This window comes from Shewanella waksmanii (assembly GCF_043643685.1).
Classification (GTDB): domain Bacteria; phylum Pseudomonadota; class Gammaproteobacteria; order Enterobacterales; family Shewanellaceae; genus Shewanella; species Shewanella waksmanii_A.
In genome coordinates this window covers 294,280-319,820 of the sequence record NZ_JBHZSN010000005.1, presented here as the reverse complement: position 1 = coordinate 319,820, position 25,541 = coordinate 294,280, and the positions used below count along the sequence as shown (strand labels likewise).

The following is a 25,541-nucleotide window of genomic DNA, read 5'->3' as shown; positions in this document are numbered from 1 at the left end:
AAGTCACTGTAAGTTGTTATAATTCAGTAAGAATGGACAACACTGTGGCGAGCTTATTTTCTAACTCACTCCATTCTGCAGCCGCTTCTGAGCCTTTAACAATACCCGCACCGGCAAACAAGTTAATGCGGTTGGGCTCAATTAGCGCGCTACGAATTGCTACGGCAAATTCGCTTTCATACTTATTAAAATAGCCACAAGCGCCGGCATACCAGCCGCGGGCATAACCTTCCTGCTGACGAATAAAGTTTAAGGCTGATTCTTTGGGTAAGCCGCCCACTGCTGGCGTTGGGTGCAAAGCCTGCAGAATTTGAAAGTCATCTACACCTGCTTTTAGCTCAGCTCGTATGGCGCGGTGCAAATGTTGAATGTGGCTGAGTTTAAAGACTTTTGCTAACTCATCGGCACCAACATAATGGCTTAACGGTGTCAGTGCATCGACAATATGTTCTCTTACTAGCTGGTTTTCATGGCTATTTTTACCATCTTCCAGTAGCTGATTAGCCAGTAATCTATCTTCTTCTTCGTTCAATCCACGGGTGGTTGTGCCCGCAAGTGCTTCGGTAAACAGCTCTCGTTGCCGGCGACGGTATAGGCGCTCAGGTGTACAAGAGATAAAGGCGCTATCAGCGTCAAATTGGAAACCAAATTGAAAACTATTGCTATTGCGCCCTTGCCAGCAGGCCAGCAGCATCCATGGATCGACTTTCTCATCAACCTCAAGTTGTGTTAATCGCGATAACACGACTTTGGGGGTTTCTTTGATGAACTTGTCATGGGTTATTTTATTAACCAATTCGGTCCAACGATTACGATCGGGACGGTCACTACGGGCTAATAAATTAATTTTGTTTGGCGGAGGAAGTGGTGCTGGCGGTGTAAGTTGTTGTAATGCTTCGATCGCTAGTTGGCGTTCGGTTTCAGCATCACAAGATTCAATATTCAGATTAACAACGAGTCGGTATTGGTTACCACTGCGGCGCATCTCTACGCGCGGTAAGACAAAGTGAGCTCGACCATATTCAGGCCAGCTGGTGGTTTGTCTGTCAAAAGCTACACCACCGTAGTAGCGAATGTCTTGATTACTTGAGAGTGAGCGTTGTCTTTGATATTCCAATGACATCTGGTTGTCATCGGTGCTGTCGTCAAAAACAAAGTCCTTACAGCCACCGATAGCGGCGACTTCTTCTTGGGTATCTCGGCCCTTCCAATAGATTTTTGGGTAGCAGGGTTGAGCTGCCAACCAGGCAATCGTTGGCAACGCACTCATCTCTGTAGAGAGTTGCACGATCGGTTCACCATAGGGCTGAAACTGTAATTTGCTTAGTTTAGCGGTGAGGGTTTTGATAGCCTGTGCTAGTGAGGTGGCGCTCAATCAATACTCCAAAAATTACCAGAATTAACTGTTGCGTGCCGAGCCCATCTACTCAGTCCACTACCACTTTTGTGGGACAAACAATTGGTAATAAGAATCTTTACCACAAACTAATAGTCTAGCCAAAAACTGTCAAGTCGCAGGCTTTTAACCTGTGAACTTGCTCGGCAAATGTGCAACAAGGGGTCGTTCATTTACCCACTTTGAGGTGTGAATTTTTGTCTGACAAATTGTCTTTCTGGGACATTTTGTCGCTTTTGATGTCCTCACTTTTGGTTGTTTGTTTTTATTAGTCGATCTAGGTTTGTTTTTTGGTTTTATTTGCTTGTTGTTAGTGATGATGCTCTGAAAAATATGATTTTTAATCATGTTAGATGTCATAAGAGCAATGAAAAACAAACATAACATATTGAGTCTGAGTACTTTATCCCTTGCTTTAGCGGCGACCCCTTTCTTTAGTTGTGCGGACCAACTGGGCGCACCCATTCTTGATGTATCAGAGGTTATCGTGGTTAAGGGAGAGCGCCCAACAGCGATTGAAACTGCGACGACCAGTTGGAATATTTCTGCCGATGAGATTGAGGCGCTAGGTGTGACGCGGCTTGATCAAATTTTGAAGAATGTGCCAGGCATTTATGTGCGCGTGGGTGGTCAAGGCACTCCTAGGGTCGATGTGCGTGGTTTTAAAGCACGACATGTATTGTTCTTTATCAACGGTGTGCCCGCCAATGGTGCCGAAGATGGGCAATTTGATCCCAGCGTGATACCTGCGAGCCAAATAGCAGCGGTAAATGTTTCAGTTGGACCCACATCCGTACTGTACGGTCCTGGTGGTGCCGGTGGGGTGATCAATATCATCACTAAGCAGGGAGAAACGTCGCCTAACCTGTCTGGCTCCATAGAAGTGGCCGACAATGACACGGTTAATGGCGATATCAGTGTGGCAGGCTCTGGTGAGCGTTGGCAGGGGCTATTGTCCGCTTCACATCAACAAACTGACGGTTTTCCATTGTCTAGCAACTACCCTGCAACTGGCACTGAAACTGGCGATGTGCGTGATAACAGCGATCGTCAGTTGAGCAGCTTATATGGACAAGGTAGTTATGCATTAAGTGAACGAACTCAGCTTTCAGCGAACTTCAGTGTTCGCACTGGTGATTGGGGCAAACCCGCGCTGGACGGCAGTAGTGAAGGGAAGCCTAAGTATGAGCGCGTCGATGATTATGACTCGCAGACTTTCCAAGTTGGCATCGGTCATCAGTTTAATTCGATGTTTACCCTTAGAGGATATGGGTATTACAACCGCAGTGATGTGGTAGAAAACCGTTATGTGGATGACAGCTATCAAGTACTAGAACGAACACAAGATGGCACGTCTACCGTGCAAGGCGGAAATATTCAGTTAATAACCAGCCTGACGCCTGAGCATCTATTGACCACGTCATTAATTGCTGAGCGTCAACATTGGCAATCGACCACAACCAATGCTGGCGATGGAAATGGCAGCGGTGGTGGAAACGGCAGCGGCGGTGGAAATGGCAGTGGCGGCGGAAATGGCAGCGGTAGTGGAAATGGCAGCGGTGGTGGAAATGGCAGCGGTGGTGGAAACGGCAGCGGCGGTGGAAACGGCAGCGGCGGTGGAAATGGTAGCGGCGGAGGAAACGGTAGCGGCAGTGAAAGTTTTGATGACTCAGCGTGGCTTTATAGCCTAGCGGGTGAATATCAATACCAGCAGCAACACTATGGATTGACCTTCGGTGCTGCGCTACACCAACAGCAACGTGTAGTTGATGATGAGACCGATCATAGCTTGCAGGCTGCAGGTTATTGGCAAGTGACTGAGGGGACTCAGCTTCATGCAGGTGTAGCGAGAAAAGTACGTTTCCCGTCGATGCGCAATCTCTATTCGCAATCTTCGGGTAACGATCAACTGGTTGCTGAACGTTCTAAACATGCAGAGCTAGGACTAACCCAAGACATGGGCGTAAACACTTCTTTGTCGTTAGCCGGTTTCTATACTGACTCTGAAGATTATATTGCCAAAGATACTGATGGTATTTATCAGAATATGGGACGCTATCAGTTTAAAGGCGTCGATATCGCATTACAAAACAACAGTATCGACCAGCTACAACTCAACTTGGCTTATAGTTTTTTAGATACCGAAGATAAAGATGCAAAACCAGGTATGCAATCTCTGGAATATCGTCCTCGCCATCAAATTCGTCTACAGGCAGATTATCAATTTGATTTTGGTTTGCGCGTTAACCTTAATGCTGAACACATCATGGGTCAGCATTTTTATGAACAACAAAAGGTGGCAGGTAACAAAGTCTGGGTAGAGCAGTCGCTTCAAGACTATACCTTGGTAGATATCAACCTTATTCAACCACTTATTGCAGATCATCTCGATGTGTACCTGCGAGTGAGTAACCTGCTAGACGAGAACTACTACCAAAGTCAGGCGCTACCACAAGCGGGGCGTGAAATCTTTGCTGGTATTAAGTGGCGCATGTAGTCGATGAAGCAGCCAGCAATGATTCAACTAAGCCATGTGGGATTGAGCTACTCACCACAGGACACCGGAGTGTTAAAAGATATCAATCTTCGTATTTGTGCCGGAGATTGCCATTTAATCACTGGGGCGACGGGCAGTGGCAAGTCCACATTGTTGGGGGTTATTGCTGGCGTGCTACCACGGCCGTTATCGGGTGAGTTCTATTCTGATGCCAGTGTTGGCATGGTGATGCAAGATCCACAAGTTCAGCTTTTAAGGCAAACGGTGGGGGCTGAAATCGCTTTTGCACTCGAAAATATGGGGGTGGCCAGCAAAGATATGATTGGCCTAGTGCAATCAGCTTTGCGAGAGGTTGGTTTGTGGGTTAGCTTGGAGACCCCTGTAAATAGCCTTTCTTTGGGGCAAAAATATCGGTTAATGATTGCAGCTCAGCTGGTGTGTCGACCTGATGTCCTGTTGTTGGATGAGCCTTGGGCGCAACTAGACGACACCGGCGTTGTTGAGTTGCAAAGTGTTTTACAGCGCTTGCTTTCTGAGGGGATCGCGATTGTGATTGTTGAGCATCAGCCACAGGCTTTTGAGCAATTCTATAGCCATTCATGGTTGTTAACTTCAGGCACACTTCAGCCCAAAGCACCGTTAACACCGCTGTCTTTTCCGGCAACGCAAGCCCACTGTGCACCGCAATCCACATCACAACTCGTTATCGACGCCCCTAAGTTTACTCTGCAATTTGATGGCGGTAAGCGTTTGTTTGACTGCGCAGGCTTGCAGTTGTTTGGAGGGGAGTTGGTGACGCTCGTGGGGGGCAATGGCACCGGTAAAAGTACCTTGTTAAAAACGCTATTAGGTTGTCAGGCGGACATCATACAGGTGCCAATAAAGGTGCTTGGCAAACGGCCTAAATTGGGGGGATTTGCTCAGCAGCTGATGATGCTATTTCAGCGACCTTCTCGACAGCTTTTCGAGGCAACGGTACATGAGGAGCTGTGCTTTAGCTTAAAACGTTTCAAATTGCCGCAATCACGAGCCATGGAGATGTTGCAACGATTGGGGCTGGCAGAATTAAGCAAACACTCGCCCCATACTCTGTCTTATGGTCAACAACACTTGATCGCTTTGGCGTCGTTGTTGTGCCTACAACCGCGGATTTTGCTGCTGGATGATCCGTTTGCTGGCCTTGATGATAGTTACAGCCAACAGATAGCTGAACTGCTGCAAGAAGCCAAACAGCGGGGCTGCGCTATCGTGTTAGCAAGTCACCGTCATCTACCTCAGTTGCAGGTAGATAGGTGCTGGACCATACAAGATAAGCAATTGTTAGGTGGTTGCGTGGAGGTCAAAGCGGTTGGCTAATAAAGCAGTTAAGTCCTTTTGCCATCCTGCTAAAAGTAAAACGCAGCGCTATTTTGTTGTCGATAGTCCTATCGCTTGCGCAGTGGCCTTGCTGTTGGTTTTGGTCTTATCAAGCAGTGCTTTTTTAGTTGATCAAACATTACTGGGTTATCTGCTATTGATTGATTTGGTGTTGTTGGTTCACGGATGTTGGCTTCGCGGCAAACTGATGAGCTTAATCAAGCTGTTTGTTGTACAGCTAGTGCTGACTTGTGCGTTGTATTTGTTATTGCAACAAACTGATCGCTTGTTTGAAGGGGTGATCGCTGTGTGTCGGTTGTTGCTCGCAGCCATACCGGGTTGGTGGTTGGCGATGAGTTGCTCCCCCGAACGAATTGCAGAAGTTCTCAGCTGGTTTTTGCCGACAAAGTGGGCTTTCGTTATCGCGGCGTCGTTATCCGTTTTACCTTATATTGCTAATGAGCTTCATGACATCTATGCCATACAGCGTATGCGTGGTGCCAATCTGTCTGCTAGAGCACTACGTAATCCCCGTCATTGGCCAGAGCTGGTTCATTGCATTTTTATTCCGTTACTTATTCAACTGTTGAAGTTAGCTAAGCAAATGGCCTGTGCCGCGCATCTGCGTAAGTTTGGTGAGCAACAAAAGCCGACGCATTGGCGATATTAAGCGTCGGCAGTATTTTTGAGGTTTTAAGATGTCACAGAAGAGTTTTCATTTACAGGATGCTTTGTTTATTGGTTTTTGTGCCACCTTGTTGGTGGCACTGAAAAGCATGTTGCGCCTGAAACTTGGCCTAACTGGTCACTCCATGTTTTTAATGTGTTTCTTCTATTTGATCTGTTACGGCGGAGTTGGTCGCTATGGTGCTATTACCTTATGTGGTGTACTCGCCGGTTTGGTTGCCATGGTACTCAGTGTTGGCAAAGGCGGACCTTTGATATTGGCTAAGTTTGCGCTACCAGCCGTTGCAATGGATATCACGCTGCTGTTGTTGCCTAGTGTATTGCCTATGTTGTGGCGCTTTATTGCCTTGGCGATTGCCGCGACACTGGCCTGGGCATTGAAAGGATTTGTGGGAGATTTGCTGGTGGGCTTTAGCTTGCAAGTTTCTTTAGTAAAAGCGGCAAAAAGTCTATTTTTCGGCAGCTTATTTGCGGTTGCTGCAGCCATGATTGTACCTACGGTGCTGCGTCGACTTAAAAGCCATGACTTATTACATAAAGATGAGGTGTGAAGCCATGACTTCAACAACACATTCCCTATTAATTTGCATTGATGATACCGATGACATCGGTACCAAAGGCACGGGAGAAATTGCCCAAGAAATTGCATTGCTGCTGAGTGAGGGGCAATTAAGCCGCTGTGCATTCGTCACTCGCCACCAACTTTATGTGCATCCCGATATCCCCTATACCTCACACAATAGTGCGATGTGTTTTCAGGTACGAACTCGGTTCACTTTATTGCAGGCTAAAGCGATCGCTATTACGCACCTAACACAACAAATGGCTTCTGCTTCCGATCCTGGATTAGCCTTGCTAGATCTACATAATGACTATGATGAAGCCGCACTGATCGAGTTTGGTCTTGCAGCGAAAAAAATGGTGAAAACCAAAGCGCAAGCCTATCAACTTGCACAGCAAGCTGGCGTGGATTTAAGTGAGCATGGTGGTAGTGGTGATGGCGTGATAGGGGCGATTGCTGGCATTGGCCTCAGGCTGTTTGGCGATGATGGCCGAGTTAAGGGACAGTTATTATCAAAGCAAAGTGGGCAGATATACAGTGCAGCTCAGCTTATTGAAATGACTGGTGCAGATAGAGTGATTGATTTGCAAGATAATGTGGTGGGATTGTCTGAGCTGATCATGGTGACGGGCAACCTCAAAGCAGTTTTTCGGCAACATCAAAACAGTATTTTAGTGACCCCCAAAGCTGGGCAGTGGATCAATGCCGACAAACAGCAGTTAAAAAGCTACTAGGGGGAGCAATGAAGTTATTTATGCAACAGGATGGCCGCTGGTGCGCGGTAATTGATAGTGACTTACAGGCGTCACAACACATGGCGCAACAATGCCAAAATTTTATGGAAGATGACGAAGACGAGCAGGTTGATGATCAAGTTACTTCCTGTGTGAATTGTGCTTTTCGTCGTTGGTTAGCGACAGGGATTGAGTGTGTTAATTACCCAATTGGCTAACGGTGGATTATTGACAAATAATTGATTAATTAAGCGTTTGCTAAAGCAAATTGTCGTATGGTCGGAATTTGTGTGATTTTTTAGCGATTTTGCTGATCATATGTATAGCCATTTCCCCAAACTCAGCATAAAATGTCGCCCTTTTTCAGTATTATTTTGTTGTACTTGTCACTATAGTGTTGATAAAAGGTCTAGAATTTAACGTAAAGTAACTTGTTTGCTTTCATCCGGGGGGATGTAGTTTAGATGGGTGAAACCATAAAGCCACGTGCCGACTTAATGCGTATTCCAGTACCACGTTTGCAGGTTGGCATGTTTGTTACGGCGGTTGATAAGCGCGGACCTGTGTCAGTGTCCAACGCGGGGCAGATACGCAGCCAAGAGTCGATCGATAAGCTGAGCAAAAGCGGTATCCAATATGTTTGGGTTGACGCTGAGCGCTCTGATGAGCGCTGCGGCTTGAAAAAGGCGACCCCTTTACCGACTAAACCTGCAGTCAAGAAAACCGTTAATCGCGAGCAGTCGCAACTTAAAGCTAAAAAGCTCTTGGTTGAAGCCAAAGGGCTAGTGAAAAAGGTGCTGTCTGAAACCTTTGAAGGTAAAGCGGTTGAAGTTGAACCGTTTGAAGCGTTAGCGGATAACATGATTGAATCGGTGCTCGACGATACAGATGCACTGAAATGTGTGTCGGCGTTACGTACAAAAGATGCCTATTTACTTGAACATTCAATTAATGTGGCCTTTTTGTTGATCACATTTGGTAAGTACTTAAAGTTAGAAAAAAACATCTTACGCCAGATGGCCATTGGCGGTATTTTGCATGATATCGGCAAGATCAAAGTCAATGATGAGATCTTGAATAAGCCAGGTCGCCTAACGCCGGAAGAGTTTGAGCATATGAAGTTGCATCAAGTTTATGCTGCGGAAATTATGGCTGAAACCACCGGTCTGTCGCAGATCAGTAAAGATGTGTGCCTAATGCACCATGAAAAGCTCGATGGCAAAGGCTATCCACATGGCTTGAAAGGTGATGAAATCCCACTACATGGTCGCATGAGTTGTATTGTGGATATTTTTGATGCCTTGACCGCAACACGTTGCTATAAAGAAGCCATGAGCCCTGCGGCAGCATTTAAAGTGCTACTGAGTCTTACGCCGTTTCACCTTGATGAAAAACTGGTGTATGAGTTTATTCGTTGTGTGGGGGTTTATCCTGTTGGATCATTGGTGGAGTTATCCGATGGCCGAGTGGGTATTGTCTGGGATGCCAAAAACCGCGATGCACTGCATCCAGTGCTAAAATGCTTCTACTCCAATAAGCATAAGCGTTATGTCGATGTAGCGATGGTGGACCTGTTAAAGTCTGACTTGCATATCGAACGGGGTGTCTCGCCAAGCAGCCTAGATGTAGACCCTTCACCCTTCTACTAACCGCTTTCAGCGCCACTCTCAATACCATAGGCTTGACGAGTGGCGTGATCGGATCTATCGATATTGAGCAATACGTTGGTTGACCGCAGCCTCTACCTCATCGAGTTGGGTTGAAATTGCGCTGAGTGATTGACTAATGGCAATAATATCTTGGTGTTTTGCCGCTTGCTCTATGATTTCACAATGTTCTGCTAATTGTACTATGCCCATGGTTTTTGCAGACGATTTTAATTTGTGGGCAATTTGGCCAATGGTGGAGATATCAAACTGATTGTCTTTGGCCATAGCGCGTAGTTGCGGCATGGTTAGTTCTAAAAAGTCTGCCAGTGACGCAGCATAATCGGCTACATCATCTGCAAACACATCACTGATAACACTGTCATCAAACATCTCGGTATGTTGATTCGTTGCTGCCACTGCTGGCTGGCCAGCCAGCTGAATTGGGGTATCGATAGCTTTGCTGGCTATAACCTGAGCTGGTGGAGAAAATGCCATCGGCTCCATCTCTGGTAATGATTTAGCTGGCGCAACATGTGAAGGCTGCAGCCACTGTTGTAGCACTTTTTTGAGTTTTACCATTTCAATGGGTTTGGCTAAATAATCATCCATGCCAGCAGCAAGGCATTTTTCAGCTTCGCCCAACAGGGCGTTGGCCGTGATAGCGATAATCGGAATACGATTACCTTGTTGTTTTTGAGAAGCTTTAAGTGACGCAGCTAGCTCATAGCCATCTTTGTTGGGCATATGGCAGTCGGTTAATACTGCGGCAAACTGGTGTTGCGGATATAACTGCTCTGCTTCTACGCCATCATTGGCAATTAAACAGGTATAGCCCAGTTTTAACAGCTGTCGTTTGATGACCTCTTGATTGGTTTGATTGTCTTCAGCCACTAAAATTAATCGACCGGCGGCTTCCGCGTCTTCGACACTGGCATCGGCAGCAATGACCTCCTGAGCTTCGACTTCGGCAATGTCGAGTGGACTATCTTTACCTAGGGTGACTCGATAGCCAAATAGTAAGGTAGAGCGTTTTAACGGTGATGCGGCAATGGCGAAGGTGCGCTCATCCATCATTCCTGCACCTCTTGACGCATAATCCAGCACAAGAAATCGCAAAGGCAAGTGGTAAGGTGGCTGCATATAGTCAGCGTATTGGGCGATGGTTGAGGGCAGGTTATCGGTGATGATGGTGATGACATCGTGTTGCTCTGCTGGCAAGGTTTGCAGTTTGGCAGCAGTGAGGTTGTGCAGCGGAATTTGACTGTCTTGTAGGTACTCTTGTACTACTTGCTGGTGCCATTTCGATTGGATATCAAGGAAGTTACAAGTGTGTTGATATTCACTGAGGTTAATACGATTTTGGGCAACATATGGTAGTGACATGTCGAGGGTAAAGGTGGAGCCTTTGCCGACTTCACTGCTGACTTTAATGCTGCCACCCATGAGGTTGATTAAGTTGTAGCAGATAGCCAAGCCTAAACCTGTGCCACCATATCGCCTTGTTGTTGAAGATTCGGCTTGGGTAAAGGGTTTGAAAAGTAGCTCGACGGCTTGCTCAGAAATACCGATACCATTATCAATAATATCGATATTAAAAGTGACTTTTTTGCTGCCCATATCTGCCATGGTTAATAAGACTTTCACAGCTCCTTGCTGATGATCACCTGCAGAAAACTTCACTGCGTTACCGATTAAATTAAATAGTACTTGGCGGATTCGGATTGGATCGCCAATCAAGTGACTCGGAATTTGTGGGTCGATATAAAGCTGTAAACTTACTTGCTGTTTATCTGCGGTGGGTGTGATGGTATCTACCACGCCTTCAAGTAACTCTTCCATCGAGAAACTGATATGTTCCAAGGTAAGCTTACCGGCTTCAATTTTGCTGAAATCAAGAATGTCATTGATGATATTGAGCAGTGAAAATGCGGAATTACGTATCGTTGACGTCATTTGCCGTTGCTCATGATTCATCTGCGTGGTTAACATCAAATCAATCATGCCTATCACCCCATTCATGGGGGTGCGAATTTCATGGGACATGGTCGCTAAGAAGGAGGCTTTGGCTTTTGATGCCGCTTCTGCATTTTCCTTAGCCTCGACCAGTTCTCGCTCTGCTTGGTTTCGGGCAATGATGTTGCGTTTGAACACTTCCATGGCTTTAGCCATGTTGCCGACTTCATCATTTTTACCGAGGTAGACGATTTCGACATCAGTGTCGCCATCGGCTAATTGTTTCATGGTGCCACTTAATTTGGTGATGGGGCGGATAATGACTTGGTAAGTAAACAAGATGATGCCGCCACTGAGGATAAGTACCAATATTAAAGAGGTGAATAAAACATATTGATTTGATTCGGTAATATCATGCAGACCATTGAGTGAAATGGACGCGCTGGACTCAGCTTCTTTAGACATGTCATCAAGTAACTGTTCAAGGCGAGCAAAGGTTTTGTGTTCTAACTCATCAATGGCTTGAATCGCAGTGATTTTGTTGGTGGCATTGTAGCGTTGAAAAACTTCAAAGCCTCCATCCCTTAGTACCTTGTATAGCGCCTCAACATCGTTTAGCTCTTCCATTTCATTGGGCCGCCGCTCAAGGGGTTTTAGTTTAGTCAAATACTCTTCAAAATTTTGCGCATTTTCGACGAAACTTTGCTTCGCTTGGTAAACCCCACTGATGTACTCGGTCAGATTAGCCACCATATCACCGGCTTCATCGACGAGTTCCAAATAGTAGCGCACCCCTGGCAGATCATCGTTGATCACCTCTCTGAGATCTGCCTGGGAGCCAACATCGTTGATTTCACTTTGCTTTAATGAGTCTAGTAATTGCTCAAGTTTGCGGCCTGTGACTTCGGTGAGGCCTTTGACTCGCTGCTTAGCCCACTCTTCGCTCTCTGGATTGTAACGATTAAAGACTTCTGCACGGGCTGCGGTTTGATAGTCTTGAAACAGTTGCTCAATTTCAGCAACGCGTTTGTCATTGTTTTTTAGGGCGTTTTTAAGTTGAGTTAGGTATAGATAAAACTCGGCTTGGTTTTTGTCAAACTCTTGTTTTTCATCTACTTCCCCTAGCGAATACTCTAAAATATTGGCATTCATATCGCCGATTTCATCGAGCATATTGATGGTTGCAATGGCTTTCGGGATTTCATACAAGCTGACTTTGCTAGTATCAGTAGAAACGCGTTGATTCATGAGATAGTTTGAGGTTGATAACACAATGACCAATAAGCTAATCGACAACATGGCAACAATCACTTTGGTGCCGATGGAGTTTAGTGATAGTTGTAGTGGGAAAGAGCGCAGCGCCATTGAGCCTTCCTAATTTAAATTAGTCTGTAACAAGTGTAGAACAGCGGCATGTTTTTGCATTTTTCACCATAAAATTAAGCGATTTTTCATAGGATTAAACTGCTTTATCGAGATCGCAGTTTTCGCTATAGCGTGGCCTATCCCGCAGCTTAGTGTTTCCTTATTGCTAACAGTGAACTCAACAGGGCTTAAGGCTTCTAAGCACAAGAGACTGTTTACCTGGAGCCGAAGTGGTTAGGCGGTGTTTGTCGTGCATCTTTATCTGGGCTATGAATTAACAGAGTCTTGAGCTTCATGGCATTTACTCAGTTTTGTATCCAAGCTCAACTAACTGGTGCAAAAATTATTTCGATAGGTAAACAGACTCTAACAAGCCATTGATTGGTTTGTGGGGGAGTTAAGATCAATTTGCAGCGAGAATGATATGAATAGAAGAGATGTACTTATTGGCGGCAGTGCAGCCTTGGTCAGCGCGGTGCTTTCACCGTCAGTGTTTAGCAATGATAAGCCTAAACATCAGGTATTGGCGTTAGTCTTTGATGATTATGAGACCCTGGATCTGCATGGGCCGATTGAAATGTTGGGCCATATGCCAAATGCGCAAATTAGTCTCGTAGGCAGTCAGTCTATCGTTCGCAGTTATCAAGGGCCAAAAGTGGTTACCGATAGGCAGTTTCCTGATGTGGTGCCATGTGATCTATTTTTGGTGCCCGGTGGTATCGGTACTCGCAAGTTGGTTGAAGATAAGGCGCTAACTGCATGGTTAGCCAAGCAATGCAAAGTTTCAAAAAAGGTGTTTTCAGTGTGTACCGGCAGTGCATTATTAGCCAAAACCGATGTGCTTAATGGTGTGAGTGCGACAACCAATAAAATGGCTTATGCCTGGGTGACAAGCTTGAATTCACAAGTGACTTGGCAGCCGACTGCTCGTTGGGTCGATGACGGTAAATTTTTGACTTCATCTGGGGTTTCTGCGGGAATTGATGCGGCACTGCATTACATTAAGCAAACCTTTGGAGAAGCAGAAGCTCGGCGGATTGAGCAATTGACTGAGTATCAATGGAATAGTGATAGCCACAATGATCCTTATGCTATTTCAGTATAGAAATGTGACCACTTATTGTCTTTAGCTATTTAATAGTTGATTCAAATATTACCGCTTCGGTGACAGATACGGAATAATCTCCTGCATTGGTTGGTTGGCCATGGGAGGAGAGTGTGCGCAGTTTTATTATCATTTTATGTTGTGTTGTATTTGTCACCGCGTCATTGAGTACCGATGGACTATTGCGTGCTGTGATTGACCTGTGTGCGTTTGTGTTATTACTTTATTCGCTACTGGGCATGAAATCTTCAAACAAAACAGACGATGTAGAGCAATGAGCCGCCACCAATAGCTAACCACAGCAACACACCTAACAATAAAGGTTTGTGTCCAGCCTGGCGCATTTTATTCACAGTGATCCCAGCGCCGATAAAAAATAAACACATGATCAGCAGCCGCTTAGCGACAGAGAAAATCACTTCGTAGAGTGGGGCGCCTTGTGGCAGCCAATGACCAATGGCAATGGCGACGCAATAAAACAAAATGAAAAAGGGAATGGAAATGCTTTTGCGGTTGCCGCCAAATAACATGGCACTTACCAGAGCCAGTGGAATAATCCACAATGCCCGAGCGAGTTTGACCGTTGTAGCAGTGACTAGTGCTTCATCACCGTAGGCCGATGCTGCGCCAACAACCGATGAGGTGTCATGAATTGCGATCGCACTCCAAACGCCAAAGTGATATTGGCTTAACTCAAGTAAATGGCCGATCGTTGGGAATACAAATAGCGCGATGGAGTTAAGGATAAAAACGGTTGCTAAGGCAATGGCCGTTTGCTCTGGTTTGGCCTTTATTGCTGGTGACACTGCGGCGATGGCACTTCCTCCGCATATTGCGGTGCCAGCAGCGATAAGATGACCTGTTTTATTATCAAGTTTTAATCGTTGCGTTAAACCGTAGCCCAGAATTAAGGTAAGAATGATTGAACCTACGATCAACGGCAAGTTAGCCATACTGGTATCGATTGCCGTCTCAAGCTGAATACCAAAGCCTAGTCCGACGATCGAAAATGCTAATAATTTTTTGGTAATTAGGCCTAAATTTATTTGGTTTGGCACTAAGCCTAGGCTGGCTAAGGTTAAACCGAGTATCAGGGCCACGGGTGATGAAATTATCGGCAGCAGACAGACAAGCGCCAAACAACAAAAGGGCCAATAGCGAGCTTGTTTGTAAAAAGGAGCAGTTTGCGCTGTCATTCAGCCTATCTCAGAGTCGTGATCGCCTGACACTATACAAACTGCTGTAACGTTAATAAATTCAATTCATTTTATTAATAGGTTAAGTAAAACTTACTCTTTGGTTGTTGGGCCTAGTTGTTGGAATTAGTTGTCGGACTTAGTTGTTGAGGTTAGTTGTTGGGAATAGTTAGTTGGGGAGTTGTGGCTGATTCATGCCCAGTATATAGAACTGGCAGTATCGCATAGCCACGTAGCACACCACTAACGTTGCAATAGTCAGCTCGATGACAGCAAGCAGATTGACTTGTTGCACATATTGGCTTGCCACGCCAACCCCTTCCAGCCATTGTGCTGTCTTAAACAATGCCGTGGCGCCGATAACCATTGGAAAGGTAAAGGCAGCATAACCGGGCGAAAAAGGTAGCTGTAGCAGTTTGAAAAATGCGAAATATATAATCAGTGTCATTAAAATTGCAATGCCAAACAGCAGCGTAATGATCAATGGCGACGGATTAGCTGACACGGTTAAGTAGCCTGCTAATGATAGACTCGCGGGCGCCGCCATAATAGCCACAGTGGGTTTTGCGGCATCAGGGATCTGATGGGTGAACATCAGTCTGTAGATCATGATGGGTAATAATATGGCGTAGGTTCCCATACCAAAGATCAATGCCGCCATAGCCAGTAGGTATAAGTTAGGGTTACCAGAGAAAGAGACATCGGCCACGATAATACCCACAGGTGGAACAAACCAGCTTGGTACCATGTGGTGTAGCTCAAACTCGCTAGCACGATGAAACAAAAAGCTAGCTAGGAAAATAATATGCATTGTCAGCCCGACCAACCAAAGTGCATCGCCAGCCAATGGGTTAACATGGCCAAGTGAATTGGAAACCACCATGGTTGCCATGGCAAATGTAGGCACCACACTGCCAACAACAGGGTGCGCTAGATCGTCAAGCAAGCTGCGTGGATGGGCGATGAAACGAGTGGTTAGAATTAACAGCAGCACACTAGCAATGCCGGCGCTGATCCACTGACCATAGCCATCAAGATCGATGAAACTTTCCCAGCTCCAACCTAGACTCGCAATTGCTAATGCTAAGCCAGCCATTGCGGTGGGCGCTGAAAGTAATTTGCGTTTTGCCTTCTTAATCATGTAGGCCTCTATTTACTTTGAAATGAATGACCCAGTGTTGACATGAAAGGTGAAGGGGGGTGAGCAACATAGCATTATCATGTCAAAACTGAGTACTGATTGATTATTACTATAGGTGCGGCATTGAGTTAAATAAATTCAAATCTATTTATTTTGATAGTAAATAAATCTTAATTGTAGGGTGACGTATTCTATTTCGTTGTTGATGCTATGTTTGAGACGATAAGGTTTGCAATTTAGGTAATACTTGCAAAGGCAGGTGGTGGGCAGTCACCACTCAGTGGAGTGACTGCCTGTTTTGATTAGAATTTGTAATCAACACCTAGCATAACAGAGTCTAGCTTGTACTCTGCATGAGAGGCTATTCGGGTGAGTTCTAGACTCATACCGAAGTTTTCTGTAAATGCGTAACGAGTACCAATGCCGAAGCTTGCACTACCAACAGAGTGAGTTGTTTGGGTCGCTGATTGTGGAACAGGCGTTAGGTTGAGTTCGGGGACTTGAGTTGCCGTTGCACCTACTAGGCCATAAATACTAAAAGACTGGCTGATAGGATATTGAACTTTGGCGTAGGCCGAAGCGAAGTTTTTCAGCTCAATTTCAGAAGATTGTTTGTTTACACCACCGTAGCGTAGTTCAACACCAAAGTAGTCGTTAAAATCATAGCCGGCTTTAATCGCAGCAACGCCAGTGCTCTCTGCTTTTTCTATTAAGTCATGGCTTTGGGCGCCATAACCTACATTACCACCTAAGTAGAATCCAGTTGCATGAGAAGCTACAGGTGCCATTAAAGAGACGGCGAGAGTTGATGCGAGCATCATTAGTTTCATTTGATTCATAATCATTTCCTCATTTAATTTTTAGTGCCAAGGTTTGTCCTTGCTGAGGTGATCATTTCATCAAAGTTCAAATTGTTTTAATCAATAACTATTAGCTTATCGAATACATTAGAGGTTGCAATCCTAGAACAAGGTACAGATCTTTATCGTAGTCAAATTGTAGTGACCGCTTTTAGAGCACAAAAAAGCTAGCCATTATGGCTAGCTTTTAAGGTGCAGTGCGCAATGGGGAGATTAACGCATGGTAACGAACTCTTCAGCCCCCGTTGGGTGAATGGCCACAACCGCATCAAAGTCGGCTTTGGTGGCGCCCATTTTAATCGCAACCCCAAATCCTTGCAGGATCTCATCCATGCCAAAACCAATGCCATGGATACCGACAACCACTTCGTCATCACCAGCACAAATGAGCTTCATCTTACAGGCTTGACGATGGGCAGTAATCGCAGTGTACATAGAGGTAAAGCCCGAAGTGTAGACTTTGACTTTGTCTTCACCGTATTGCGCAATGGCTTCAGGCTCAGTGAGTCCCATAGTGCCGATTGGTGGATGGCTAAATACCACGGTTGGAATCGTGTTGTAGTCCATTTTTGCATCAGGCATATTGCCAAATAGACGTTCTGATAACAGGCGTCCAGCTTTGACCGCCACAGGTGTGAGCTCTACGCCACCTTCCATGATGTCGCCGACGCAGTAAATACCTTTTGCAGTGGTATTTTGCTGCTCGTCGGTGATCACATAACCTTTGTCATTCAGTTTAACCTCGGTGTTCTCAAGGCCAATATTGGATGTAGCAGGCGAACGGCCGATAGCCCAGATTAAGGTATCAACAGTTAAACTGTTGCCGTTTTCTAGCTCGAGGGTCAGGCTATCATCGGCATTTTTAGTGACAGATTTAGGAATGCTATGGGTGTGCAGTGTTGGGCCATCAGTTGCCATTGCCTCGACTAGAGACTCGGTAAGCATTGGGTCGAAGTTTCTTAGGGGCGCATGCTTACGCACCAACAGATGAGTTTCACTGCCTAAAGCGTGCAGCACGCCAGCCAGCTCTACTGCGATATAACCCGCACCCACAACGGCGACGCGTTTAGGTTGCTGTCTAAGTGCAAAAAAACCGTCGGAGTCAATGCCGTGTTCAGCACCAGGAATGTTTGGAATGGTCGGTGCGCCACCTGTTGCAATCAAAATATGATCAGCACTGTAGTGTTCGCCATTTACTTCAATGGTATTGCCATCAACGAAACGACCATAGCCGTTAACCACAGTGACATTGTTGCTGGCAAATCCACGGCCATAGGCCTCATGGATACGGCCAATATAGGCTTCGCGGTTATCAACTAGGGTGTTCCAATCAAACTTATTGACTGAAACATCAAAGCCGTAGTCTTTGGCGTAAAGGTGCATTGCTTCGGCAACATGTGCGCCGTACCACATCACTTTTTTCGGTACACAGCCAACATTGACGCAAGTGCCGCCAACGTGTTTTGCTTCAATAACCAGTACCTTTGCACCGCGCATTGCTGCTCGATTACCTGATGCGATACCACCGCTGCCGGCGCCTAAACAGATGTAGTCAAAATGCTGAGCCATGTCTTTCTCCAATTTTTGCATTAATGCAGATGCTGGTCATTGTAGGGGCATTTATGTTTGCAAACCAGCTTTCAAGATAGCTAAGACCGGATTATTCAGCTTGATGTTGCAGGCTATCTTTTATACTGGCAACGGCTATGATCGGTTTGCTTAGGGCCTTCGGCGTCACAACGTAAACATTGCCACTCCTGCTCACGAATACGTAACTCTTCACCGTAATAGCCAAATTGCCCGCGCCTTGGGCTATTGAGTTGCTTTTGTAAGTTCTTGATTCGTCCAGCTAGCCAGCGGCAACTGGGGTTGTTCGCTACGGTTAAATGTCGAGTATTGTTTTGCTTGGTGCCTAGTTTCGCCTGCGATTTAACTGATTTGCTTGTTTTAGCCCGTTTGGGCTGAGTGCGGGTGGGGTAGGCCAACTTTGGTGGTGAATATTCTAATGCCATTTGCGGCGATTGCGGCAGTTCGATAACTCGGCCTTGGCTATCGAGTACGGTGCCAAGTGGCAGTTTTTCGTTGGCGATAATATGATTGATGCTGGCGAACAAAACCATCAAACAGGCGCATAATCGCCCGAGATAACGACAAATGATTCCCATGCGCTATTCCTTGTGTGTGAGCTAAGGCGATCCGTCGCCCTAATTAGCAGTAACTCTAGTCAACAATTGTCAGTGAAGCAAAATTTTAACAGCTGAGGAAAGTTGGATTAAAAGTTGAAGCTAAAATGGATACCTGCGAAGGTTTCATCGAGATTGTCTGTGGCTAATTCTTGCTTGATATCTTGTTGCGCTATGGTGTGGCTAATATGCCCTGAGATAGCCAGCGTATCGTTTAGCTGCCATTGCGCTTCTATGCCAAATTGAAAGTGATTAGGGCCATTGTGATCTTCAGTTGCATATTGAAAGTCAAAGGCTTGAGTCACATAGGGCGTAATAACTAGGGTGTCGGTTAGTTGCCAGTTGCTGTGTAAGCTGGCTTCAATAAAGTAGCCACCGGCTTCGGTTGAATAAGTATAAGCAAGCGACGGGATTAACCAATTGAATTTGGTGTAGGTGATATCAGCAAACAGCTCATTGTCTGACTCTCGTTCGTCGGCATAGATTTCAACTCGTTGATAACCTATGGTCGCCTCGAGGTTATTGCTAATGGCTAAACCGTATTCAAGGCCAAAATTCCATTCGGTATACGCGTCGGTATCACCTCGACCTACTTTGGTGTACAGATTGATATTGTCATATTCAATCGCTGCCATTCCCCAATATATTCCACCGTTTTCAAGGTTGTTACGGCCCTCAGAGATATATTTTGAGTCCCAACCTAGGTCTAGCAGAATTTGTACATCTTGTTGTTGGTCAAGTTCGATTGTTGGTTTGCTATGGACATCGTCGACGGCGATGCTAGATGTTTGCGCGTATGCTTGACTGGCTGTCAACAGCAGCGCACTGGTGAGTGTTACATTAATCAGTCTGGTCATAGAAAGGCTCTATTTCAGGTAGATGGCGAAAGATTCGCTGCCATCTTAGTGCGCTAATCGTAACTGTAAATGCTAATAGGTTTTATTTGCGAACCACTTATCAATACCTATAGCGTAAATTATGTGTAAATTATTTTTTTGAACAAGCTCAAGGTTTTTTTGTTTTTAGACTGCTACTGCCATATAGGCAAACCCTGATAACAGTTTGCGCTTGAATCTGTTGTACTTAGCCCATATGTCAATGGTTAACACTATGATTTAGAGGTCGAGATATGAGTAACCCCCTACTACGCGGCAGTGAGTTGCCACTGTTTTCTGAAATCAAACCTGAGCATATTCAAGCCGCTGTAGAACAGGGCATTGCCGAGTGTCGGCAAAAAATTGATGAAGTGCTTGCCAACCAAGCGGGTTTTACTTGGGAAAACCTCATTGCGCCTTTAGAGCAAGTTGATGATCAGCTGAGTAAAATCTGGTCGCCGATCTCGCATATGAATTCTGTGCTTAGCACAGATGAATGGCGTGCAGCCCATGATGCGTGTTTACCCTTGCTTTCAGAGTACGGTACATACGTTGGTCAGCACCAAGGTTTATATCAAGCATACAAACAAATTCATGAGTCTGAACAGTTTGCAACCTTGAGCCAAGCGCAGCAGCAAGTGGTTACTCATAGTTTGCGTGATTTTGAATTGTCTGGCATTGGATTGGATGATGAGGGTAAACAAAAATATGGTGAACTGGTTAAACGTTTATCAGAATTAACCAGTGGTTTTTCAAATCAACTGTTAGATGCCACTCAAGCTTGGCAAAAACTCATCACAGATGAAGCTGAATTAGCTGGGTTACCTGAGTCAGCGGTTGCTGCAGCGAAGGCGATGGCTAACGCAAAAGATCAGCAAGGGTGGCTGTTTACGTTAGATATTCCCTCCTATTTACCCGTGATGACCTACAGTGACAATCGAGCTTTACGTGAAGAGTGCTACCGTGCTTTCGTAACGCGGGCATCGGATCAAGGTCCGAACGCGGGTGAGTTTGACAATAGCCCCTTGATGGATGAAATCGTGGCACTGCGTCACGAGTTAGCGCGTTTGCTAGGTTTTGACAACTTTGCTGAAAAGTCACTAGCGACCAAAATGGCGGAAACGCCAGCGCAGGTGATTGAGTTTTTGAATGAACTGGCGTTGCAGTCCAAAACACAAGCGCAAAACGAATTAAAAGCGTTAACGGCCTTCGCCAAAGCTCATTTTGATGTGAGTGAACTCGCGCCGTGGGATCTCAGTTTTTATGCTGAAAAGCTAAAACAGCATAAGTATGAAATATCCCAAGAGACCCTAAGACCTTACTTCCCAGAAGACCGTGTGCTATCGGGTTTGTTTTACACAGTTTCACAGTTGTTTGGTTTGCGTATTGAAGAGCAGCAAGATGTTGATACTTGGCATAAAGATGTTCGCTTCTTCCACATTTATGACAAGGGCGATACCCACCGTGGTAGTTTCTATTTAGATCTGTATGCCCGTGAAGGCAAGCGCGGCGGTGCTTGGATGGATGAGTGTCGAGCGCGTCGTATCACGGTTGATGGTTTACAGAAACCTGTGGCTTATCTTACTTGTAACTTTAATGCCCCTGTGGATGGCAAGCCGGCGTTATTTACCCATGATGAGGTAACAACACTGTTCCATGAATTTGGCCACGGTATCCACCATATGCTAACTAAGATAGATGTTGGTGGGGTGTCAGGTATTAATGGCGTGCCTTGGGATGCCGTTGAGTTGCCAAGTCAGTTTTTAGAAAATTGGTGTTACGAAGAGCAGGCGTTGGCACAGATCTCGGGCCACTTTGAAACCGGAGAGCCGTTGCCAAAAGCTTTGCTAGATAAAATGTTGGCAGCGAAGAACTTCCAGTCAGGTATGATGATGCTGCGTCAGTTGGAATTTTCTTTATTTGATTTCCGCTTACATCATGAGTTTGATAGTGAAAAAGGCGCGAATGTGCAGCAAAAGCTCGATGAAGTTAGGCAGCAAGTGGCGGTGGTAAAAGCGGCTGACTTTAACCGATTCCAACACAGCTTTGCTCATATCTTTGCTGGTGGTTATGCGGCCGGTTATTACAGTTATAAATGGGCTGAAGTCTTATCGGCAGATGCATTTTCTCGTTTTGAAGAAGAGGGGATCTTTAACCCAGAAACAGGGCGAAGCTTCCTTGAAAATATTTTAGAAATGGGTGGCAGTGAATCCCCCATGACATTGTTCAAACGTTTCCGAGGACGTGAACCGCAAATCGATGCGTTGTTACGTCATAGTGGCATCGAACAGTAGGCAAATATAAACGTTAAAAAGGGAAAGCATCTGCTTTCCCTTTTTTATAACTGGTAAATTTTGTGACTTGTGATCTGGTAAGACCTCTGATAGCCTTTTTCGCCTTACAAACAGGGGAAAGTGGTAAATGAATCTCTATTTTAGGTTGATTTGGTTGATGGTCTGGCGGGTTCGCCATTGCAATAAAATTGATTTCTTAGGCACTAGTCGTATTGATTTTCGGGCATTACCGCTAGATTGCGATATTAATTTGCACATGACCAACTCGCGTTATCCTGCCTTAATGGATTTGGCGCGCACCTATATGTTGGCTGAAATGGGTTCTTTAAAGCGTTTTTTACAACTGAAGTGGTTCCCGATAGTCAATGCGGCTGAGTTTACATATATCCGCGATATCAAGCCGTTTGCCAAATTTGAGATTGAATCTAAATTGGTTGGCTGGGATGAGAAGTATTTTTATATTGAACAAAGGTTTGTCAGTGTTAAAGGGTTGCACTGTATTGTGCATGTAAGGGGTGTATTTGTTTGTAAAGGTAAGCAAGTGCCGATTACGGATATTGTTAAAGAAGCGGGCTTTACTGGCCCACAACCTGAGTTACCGCCAGAAGTTCAAAAGTGGATCGCGTTCTTACAGCTGAAAAAAGAGCGTAATATGTAAGAGTTACCGAATCGGTCGGTAGCCCGCAAGTACGTTTTCCTTGGCACTGGCCACTTCGGCAAATACTTGTTCATAAGCGCCACGGGTTGTCGCACGATGCAAATAGCGACTCACCTCTTGATATTGATATAGCTTAATATGTTCCTTAGCTTCTACAAGGCATGGAATAAGGCCACAATCAGCTAAGGTAAATCCATCTCCACATAACCAATGATGTTGACTCAGTTGGCTATCGAGCTGATCTAACATTAGCGCAAGTCGTTTATGTAGGCTTAATAGCTTTATTTCATCCAGCGATGCCTGTTTGCAACAAGATATTTGGTAAAGGATGTCATTAAAATCGTGGTCTACCAAACGATCGAAGCGCCTGATGAGCAAGGCTTGTTCAGGCTGCGAACTAATCAGCTGAGTGCCTTGGTGTAACTGTTGGTCTATGTATTCGATGATAATACTGGCTTCTTGTAAATGTTCACCAGAAGCTGTTTGCAACAGGGGGAGTTTACCCAAGGGGTTTAATTTGAGAAATTGTTGCCGAGATACTGGGTCATCTAGGTGTATAACCCGAGCAAAAAAGTTAGCCTGTTTTTCGTATAAGGCAAGTAACACCTTTTGGCTGTAGCGAGATAAAGGATGGTAAAACAGCTCCATCTTTAATCCCTCCCTTTCTTTACGTCACTAGAGTCCTAATTCTAGTTGCTAAATCTTCACATTGCAGGGAATTGCCCCCTAGTACTGAGATTGATTGGTGCTAAAATGCTGCTGTAGTAATTGAATCAATGCCGACACTCTAGGCGGTAATTGGTCCTGGTAAGGGTGGCAAGCAAAAATGCCTTTATTACCTAAGTGGTAATCGGGCAACAGCCTTACCAAATCTCCTTTGAGTAATGCCTCACTCACTAAGTGCTCTTCTAGCATACCAATGCCAATTCCCTGGGAGATCAATGCCAGTGTGCCACTGATGGTATTGCAGTTCGCAAAGGGCGTAATAGCAATATTGAAACGCTCATTATCACTATTGTCTAATCTGATTTTGATGGGTAATTGATTGCCGCTGTGCAGTACCCAATGTTGCTCACTTAGATTATCAGGATGCAATGGGGTGCCAAACTGTTCGATATATCGCGGGCTAGCGACAAGGTATTCATCGTACTGGGCAATTTTTATATGGGTCATCGCCGGATCGGTTACCGGATTATTGGTAATGGCAATGTCGATATGGTGCTCAATGATGTCTCGTTGTGTATCTTCCAATAATAAATTGAGGTGAACCTGCGGATATTGTTGATGAAATAGGTTAAGTACCGGAATTAAGCAACGTTCTCCAAATGTCGTTGGCGCGGATACTTTTAAGCTACCTCGTAATTGATTATCTGCTGGTAGTAGTGCCTCATCGGCTTGTGTGGCGAGCTGTAGCAGTTCTGCGCAGTAAAAATAGAAGGCTTGCCCCTCGGAGGTTAAGCTTATTTTGCGGGTCGTGCGTTGCAGTAAGGTTTTATCACATTGAGTTTCCAAGCGTTTAAGATGTTGGCTAACCATCGAGCGGCTAATCCCTAGGCTATCAGCTGCTGCGGTCAATGAACCTTGTTTGACGACACTGGCAAATACCAGCATACGATATAAGTGGCCTGCGTCCATTTGATTCCTCAATTGGTTATTCAAACTAACAGATTAACTATATTACTTGTTTATTAATTACTCAAATATACTCAATTCTTTGGGGCTAATGGGTATAATAACGGTCAGAGTTGATTGTTTAAGGTAAGCCTAATGACTGCTGAGTCTTTTAATACTATTTTTCAGCGTGCCAGTGAACGAAAAGGCGGTGATAGCCAGCTGCAGCAGTTGCTTGCGCAGTATCAGCCATCGCTTAGTTTATCCGAATTATCTGATGCGCAGCTATTGTCGGAAGTCAGTAGAAAGGTGTTTCAAAGTGGCTTTGTTTGGCGGGTGGTAGATAATAAGTGGCCTGCTTATCAGCAGGCTTTCTTCGATTTTGTGCCGCATAAGGTGTTGATGCTGTCTCCTGAGCAAATTCAACAGCGGGCAGAAGATCCAAATCTCATCCGTCATTTTAAGAAAACCCAAGCGATTTATGATAATGCATTGATGGTGCATGAACTTGCTATCGAGCACGGCAGTTTTGCCCAGTTTTTAGCGCAATGGCCAAATGATCAATTGGTGGAGTTGTGGCAAACCCTAAAACGTAAAGGCCAGCGATTGGGGGGCAATACTGGGCCTTATTTTCTTCGGGCCGTGGGTAAAGATACCTTTTTATTGACCCAGGATGTGCAGGCTTATTTTAAGGCTCACAAGTTGATTGATGCTGGATTCACCTCCAAGAGAGGCTTAGCGCAAGTTCAAGCTGTTTTTAATGATTGGCAGCAACAGTCCGGACGCAGCTACAGTGATATTAGCCGAATTCTAGCCATGAGTGTCGGTGATAATCGTTTATAAAGTAGGCTGGAAACGGCTTGATCATTGGAGTGTGACTCAAGGCAATCATGGTTTTTTGCTTATCGCGCTATCTTGTAAAAGCTCATTACACTTTTATGCTGATGTTTTTCCGATTTATATCGTAAATAGCATGATAAATTCATCCTATATTCACTATAGTAATGCTAATGTAGGTAGTATGTTAATTGAATAGCTGTTCGGTTTCCTTTTTTAGGCTCTTGAGTGGCCAGAAATCCTAGCTGAGTCGGTGTGTTGAATTTATGATGTTAAATATTGCGGTTAGCGGCGTAAGTGTGACAGACAAGAAGCGTGAGAATATGCCTCATTTAGTCTCCATTTACACAAAAATAACATTTGATCCGTTATCGATCGCAATTTAACCATTGCTTAACATAACATCATGATTTCTCCCAATTATTTGCACAAACTTACAATTTAGCCCTGCAGTTTGGCTTGTTGCATTTAGTAAGTTGTGAGATAACAGCACGTTCAAATATTACCCGAAATTTTAAGCGGTTAATCTTCTGCTATTGGTAGATTTTATCTACTCAGGCGGAGGGTTGGTTAATGATAAGT

General features: G+C 45.1%; 22 protein-coding genes. 12 read left to right on the top strand and 10 right to left on the bottom strand.

The window, feature by feature from the left end:
• Positions 1-16: 16 nt before the first annotated feature.
• Entirely contained in the window at positions 17-1,375 is a 1,359-nt protein-coding gene (locus ACHUFW_RS10170; protein WP_394202736.1) for an isochorismate synthase, read from the bottom strand.
• Positions 1,376-1,763: 388 nt separating this feature from the next.
• Between ACHUFW_RS10170 and ACHUFW_RS10165 the strand changes: the two genes are divergently transcribed.
• From ACHUFW_RS10165 to ACHUFW_RS10135, 7 genes are all read left to right on the top strand, one after another.
• Positions 1,764-3,893, top strand: coding sequence for a TonB-dependent receptor plug domain-containing protein (locus tag ACHUFW_RS10165; RefSeq protein ID WP_394202734.1), 2,130 nt, complete (start codon positions 1,764-1,766; stop codon positions 3,891-3,893).
• An 18-nt stretch (positions 3,894-3,911) separates the two neighbouring features.
• Positions 3,912-5,249 (top strand): ABC transporter ATP-binding protein, encoded by a 1,338-nt coding sequence (locus ACHUFW_RS10160; protein ID WP_394202732.1) that lies wholly within the window; start codon positions 3,912-3,914, stop codon positions 5,247-5,249.
• Entirely contained in the window at positions 5,242-5,919 is a 678-nt protein-coding gene (locus ACHUFW_RS10155; RefSeq protein ID WP_394202730.1) for an energy-coupling factor transporter transmembrane component T, read from the top strand. Before ACHUFW_RS10160 ends, ACHUFW_RS10155 begins: the two co-directional genes overlap by 8 nt.
• 28 nt (positions 5,920-5,947) lie before the next feature.
• A complete protein-coding gene (locus tag ACHUFW_RS10150; protein ID WP_394202728.1) occupies positions 5,948-6,487 on the top strand; it encodes a core component of ECF transporter in 540 nt (179 codons plus the stop codon).
• A gap of 4 nt (positions 6,488-6,491) precedes the next feature.
• Positions 6,492-7,232 carry a DNA-binding protein gene (locus ACHUFW_RS10145; protein WP_394202726.1) on the top strand — a complete coding sequence of 247 codons (741 nt, stop codon included), beginning with the start codon at positions 6,492-6,494 and terminating at the stop codon, positions 7,230-7,232.
• Positions 7,233-7,240: 8 nt separating this feature from the next.
• On the top strand, positions 7,241-7,450 hold the full coding sequence (locus ACHUFW_RS10140) for a hypothetical protein (RefSeq protein WP_394202725.1): 210 nt from the start codon (positions 7,241-7,243) through the stop codon (positions 7,448-7,450).
• Positions 7,451-7,696: 246 nt separating this feature from the next.
• Positions 7,697-8,881, top strand: a complete 1,185-nt coding sequence (locus ACHUFW_RS10135) for an HD-GYP domain-containing protein (protein ID WP_394202723.1) — start codon at positions 7,697-7,699, stop codon at positions 8,879-8,881.
• Positions 8,882-8,935: 54 nt separating this feature from the next.
• Here the strand turns inward: ACHUFW_RS10135 and ACHUFW_RS10130 are convergent, their stop codons facing one another.
• Positions 8,936-12,199 (bottom strand): ATP-binding protein, encoded by a 3,264-nt coding sequence (locus ACHUFW_RS10130; protein WP_394202721.1) that lies wholly within the window; start codon positions 12,197-12,199, stop codon positions 8,936-8,938.
• Between the two features lie 424 nt (positions 12,200-12,623).
• Between ACHUFW_RS10130 and ACHUFW_RS10125 the strand changes: the two genes are divergently transcribed.
• Positions 12,624-13,304 (top strand): DJ-1/PfpI family protein, encoded by a 681-nt coding sequence (locus ACHUFW_RS10125; protein ID WP_394202720.1) that lies wholly within the window; start codon positions 12,624-12,626, stop codon positions 13,302-13,304.
• A 113-nt stretch (positions 13,305-13,417) separates the two neighbouring features.
• Positions 13,418-13,582, top strand: a complete 165-nt coding sequence (locus tag ACHUFW_RS10120) for a hypothetical protein (protein WP_394202718.1) — start codon at positions 13,418-13,420, stop codon at positions 13,580-13,582.
• Here ACHUFW_RS10120 and ACHUFW_RS10115 read toward each other — a convergent pair.
• The 6 genes from ACHUFW_RS10115 to ACHUFW_RS10090 all read right to left on the bottom strand — a co-directional run bounded on the left by ACHUFW_RS10115 (position 13,553) and on the right by ACHUFW_RS10090 (position 19,541).
• Entirely contained in the window at positions 13,553-14,500 is a 948-nt protein-coding gene (locus tag ACHUFW_RS10115) for a YeiH family protein (protein ID WP_394202716.1), read from the bottom strand. The genes ACHUFW_RS10120 and ACHUFW_RS10115 overlap by 30 nt on opposite strands.
• A 169-nt stretch (positions 14,501-14,669) precedes the next feature.
• The gene (locus ACHUFW_RS10110) at positions 14,670-15,641 is read right to left on the bottom strand and encodes a TDT family transporter (RefSeq protein ID WP_394202714.1); all 972 of its coding nucleotides are present in this window, start codon (positions 15,639-15,641) and stop codon (positions 14,670-14,672) included.
• A gap of 302 nt (positions 15,642-15,943) precedes the next feature.
• Positions 15,944-16,480, bottom strand: coding sequence for a porin family protein (locus tag ACHUFW_RS10105; RefSeq protein ID WP_394202713.1), 537 nt, complete (start codon positions 16,478-16,480; stop codon positions 15,944-15,946).
• 234 nt (positions 16,481-16,714) lie between these two features.
• Positions 16,715-18,070 carry a glutathione-disulfide reductase gene (gene gorA, locus ACHUFW_RS10100; RefSeq protein WP_394202711.1) on the bottom strand — a complete coding sequence of 452 codons (1,356 nt, stop codon included), beginning with the start codon at positions 18,068-18,070 and terminating at the stop codon, positions 16,715-16,717.
• Positions 18,071-18,183: 113 nt separating this feature from the next.
• Positions 18,184-18,666, bottom strand: coding sequence for a hypothetical protein (locus ACHUFW_RS10095; RefSeq protein WP_394202709.1), 483 nt, complete (start codon positions 18,664-18,666; stop codon positions 18,184-18,186).
• Positions 18,667-18,773: 107 nt separating this feature from the next.
• Positions 18,774-19,541, bottom strand: a complete 768-nt coding sequence (locus tag ACHUFW_RS10090) for a hypothetical protein (protein WP_394202707.1) — start codon at positions 19,539-19,541, stop codon at positions 18,774-18,776.
• 272 nt (positions 19,542-19,813) lie between these two features.
• Between ACHUFW_RS10090 and prlC the strand changes: the two genes are divergently transcribed.
• Together prlC and ACHUFW_RS10080 are read left to right on the top strand one after the other, a co-directional pair.
• Complete coding sequence (prlC, locus tag ACHUFW_RS10085; RefSeq protein ID WP_394202705.1) at positions 19,814-21,853, top strand: oligopeptidase A; 2,040 nt, start codon at positions 19,814-19,816, stop codon at positions 21,851-21,853.
• 127 nt (positions 21,854-21,980) lie between these two features.
• The gene (locus tag ACHUFW_RS10080; protein ID WP_394202703.1) at positions 21,981-22,511 is read left to right on the top strand and encodes a thioesterase family protein; all 531 of its coding nucleotides are present in this window, start codon (positions 21,981-21,983) and stop codon (positions 22,509-22,511) included.
• Positions 22,512-22,514: 3 nt separating this feature from the next.
• Here the strand turns inward: ACHUFW_RS10080 and ACHUFW_RS10075 are convergent, their stop codons facing one another.
• On the bottom strand, positions 22,515-23,159 hold the full coding sequence (locus ACHUFW_RS10075; protein ID WP_394202701.1) for a glutathione S-transferase family protein: 645 nt from the start codon (positions 23,157-23,159) through the stop codon (positions 22,515-22,517).
• A 78-nt stretch (positions 23,160-23,237) separates the two neighbouring features.
• Entirely contained in the window at positions 23,238-24,146 is a 909-nt protein-coding gene (locus ACHUFW_RS10070; protein ID WP_394202700.1) for a LysR family transcriptional regulator, read from the bottom strand.
• Between the two features lie 132 nt (positions 24,147-24,278).
• Here ACHUFW_RS10070 and ACHUFW_RS10065 point away from each other — a divergent pair, with 132 nt between their 5' ends.
• Complete coding sequence (locus ACHUFW_RS10065; protein WP_394202698.1) at positions 24,279-24,965, top strand: DNA-3-methyladenine glycosylase I; 687 nt, start codon at positions 24,279-24,281, stop codon at positions 24,963-24,965.
• Positions 24,966-25,541: the final 576 nt, after the last annotated feature.

Excerpts from the sequence above, each read along its gene's own strand:
- prlC (WP_394202705.1), top strand. The coding sequence starts at position 19,814 with ATGAGTAACCCCCTACTACGCGGCAGTGAGTTGCCACTGTTTTCTGAA.
- ACHUFW_RS10165 (WP_394202734.1), top strand. The coding sequence starts at position 1,764 with ATGAAAAACAAACATAACATATTGAGTCTGAGTACTTTATCCCTTGCT.
- ACHUFW_RS10140 (WP_394202725.1), top strand. The coding sequence starts at position 7,241 with ATGAAGTTATTTATGCAACAGGATGGCCGCTGGTGCGCGGTAATTGAT.
- ACHUFW_RS10150 (WP_394202728.1), top strand. The coding sequence starts at position 5,948 with ATGTCACAGAAGAGTTTTCATTTACAGGATGCTTTGTTTATTGGTTTT.
- ACHUFW_RS10115 (WP_394202716.1), bottom strand. The coding sequence starts at position 14,500 with ATGACAGCGCAAACTGCTCCTTTTTACAAACAAGCTCGCTATTGGCCC.
- ACHUFW_RS10105 (WP_394202713.1), bottom strand. The coding sequence starts at position 16,480 with ATGAATCAAATGAAACTAATGATGCTCGCATCAACTCTCGCCGTCTCT.
- ACHUFW_RS10110 (WP_394202714.1), bottom strand. The coding sequence starts at position 15,641 with ATGATTAAGAAGGCAAAACGCAAATTACTTTCAGCGCCCACCGCAATG.
- gorA (WP_394202711.1), bottom strand. The coding sequence starts at position 18,070 with ATGGCTCAGCATTTTGACTACATCTGTTTAGGCGCCGGCAGCGGTGGT.
- ACHUFW_RS10065 (WP_394202698.1), top strand. The coding sequence starts at position 24,279 with ATGACTGCTGAGTCTTTTAATACTATTTTTCAGCGTGCCAGTGAACGA.
- ACHUFW_RS10095 (WP_394202709.1), bottom strand. The coding sequence starts at position 18,666 with ATGGGAATCATTTGTCGTTATCTCGGGCGATTATGCGCCTGTTTGATG.
- ACHUFW_RS10130 (WP_394202721.1), bottom strand. The coding sequence starts at position 12,199 with ATGGCGCTGCGCTCTTTCCCACTACAACTATCACTAAACTCCATCGGC.
- ACHUFW_RS10070 (WP_394202700.1), bottom strand. The coding sequence starts at position 24,146 with ATGGACGCAGGCCACTTATATCGTATGCTGGTATTTGCCAGTGTCGTC.
- ACHUFW_RS10135 (WP_394202723.1), top strand. The coding sequence starts at position 7,697 with ATGGGTGAAACCATAAAGCCACGTGCCGACTTAATGCGTATTCCAGTA.
- ACHUFW_RS10160 (WP_394202732.1), top strand. The coding sequence starts at position 3,912 with ATGATTCAACTAAGCCATGTGGGATTGAGCTACTCACCACAGGACACC.
- ACHUFW_RS10080 (WP_394202703.1), top strand. The coding sequence starts at position 21,981 with ATGAATCTCTATTTTAGGTTGATTTGGTTGATGGTCTGGCGGGTTCGC.
- ACHUFW_RS10075 (WP_394202701.1), bottom strand. The coding sequence starts at position 23,159 with ATGGAGCTGTTTTACCATCCTTTATCTCGCTACAGCCAAAAGGTGTTA.
- ACHUFW_RS10125 (WP_394202720.1), top strand. The coding sequence starts at position 12,624 with ATGAATAGAAGAGATGTACTTATTGGCGGCAGTGCAGCCTTGGTCAGC.
- ACHUFW_RS10090 (WP_394202707.1), bottom strand. The coding sequence starts at position 19,541 with ATGACCAGACTGATTAATGTAACACTCACCAGTGCGCTGCTGTTGACA.
- ACHUFW_RS10145 (WP_394202726.1), top strand. The coding sequence starts at position 6,492 with ATGACTTCAACAACACATTCCCTATTAATTTGCATTGATGATACCGAT.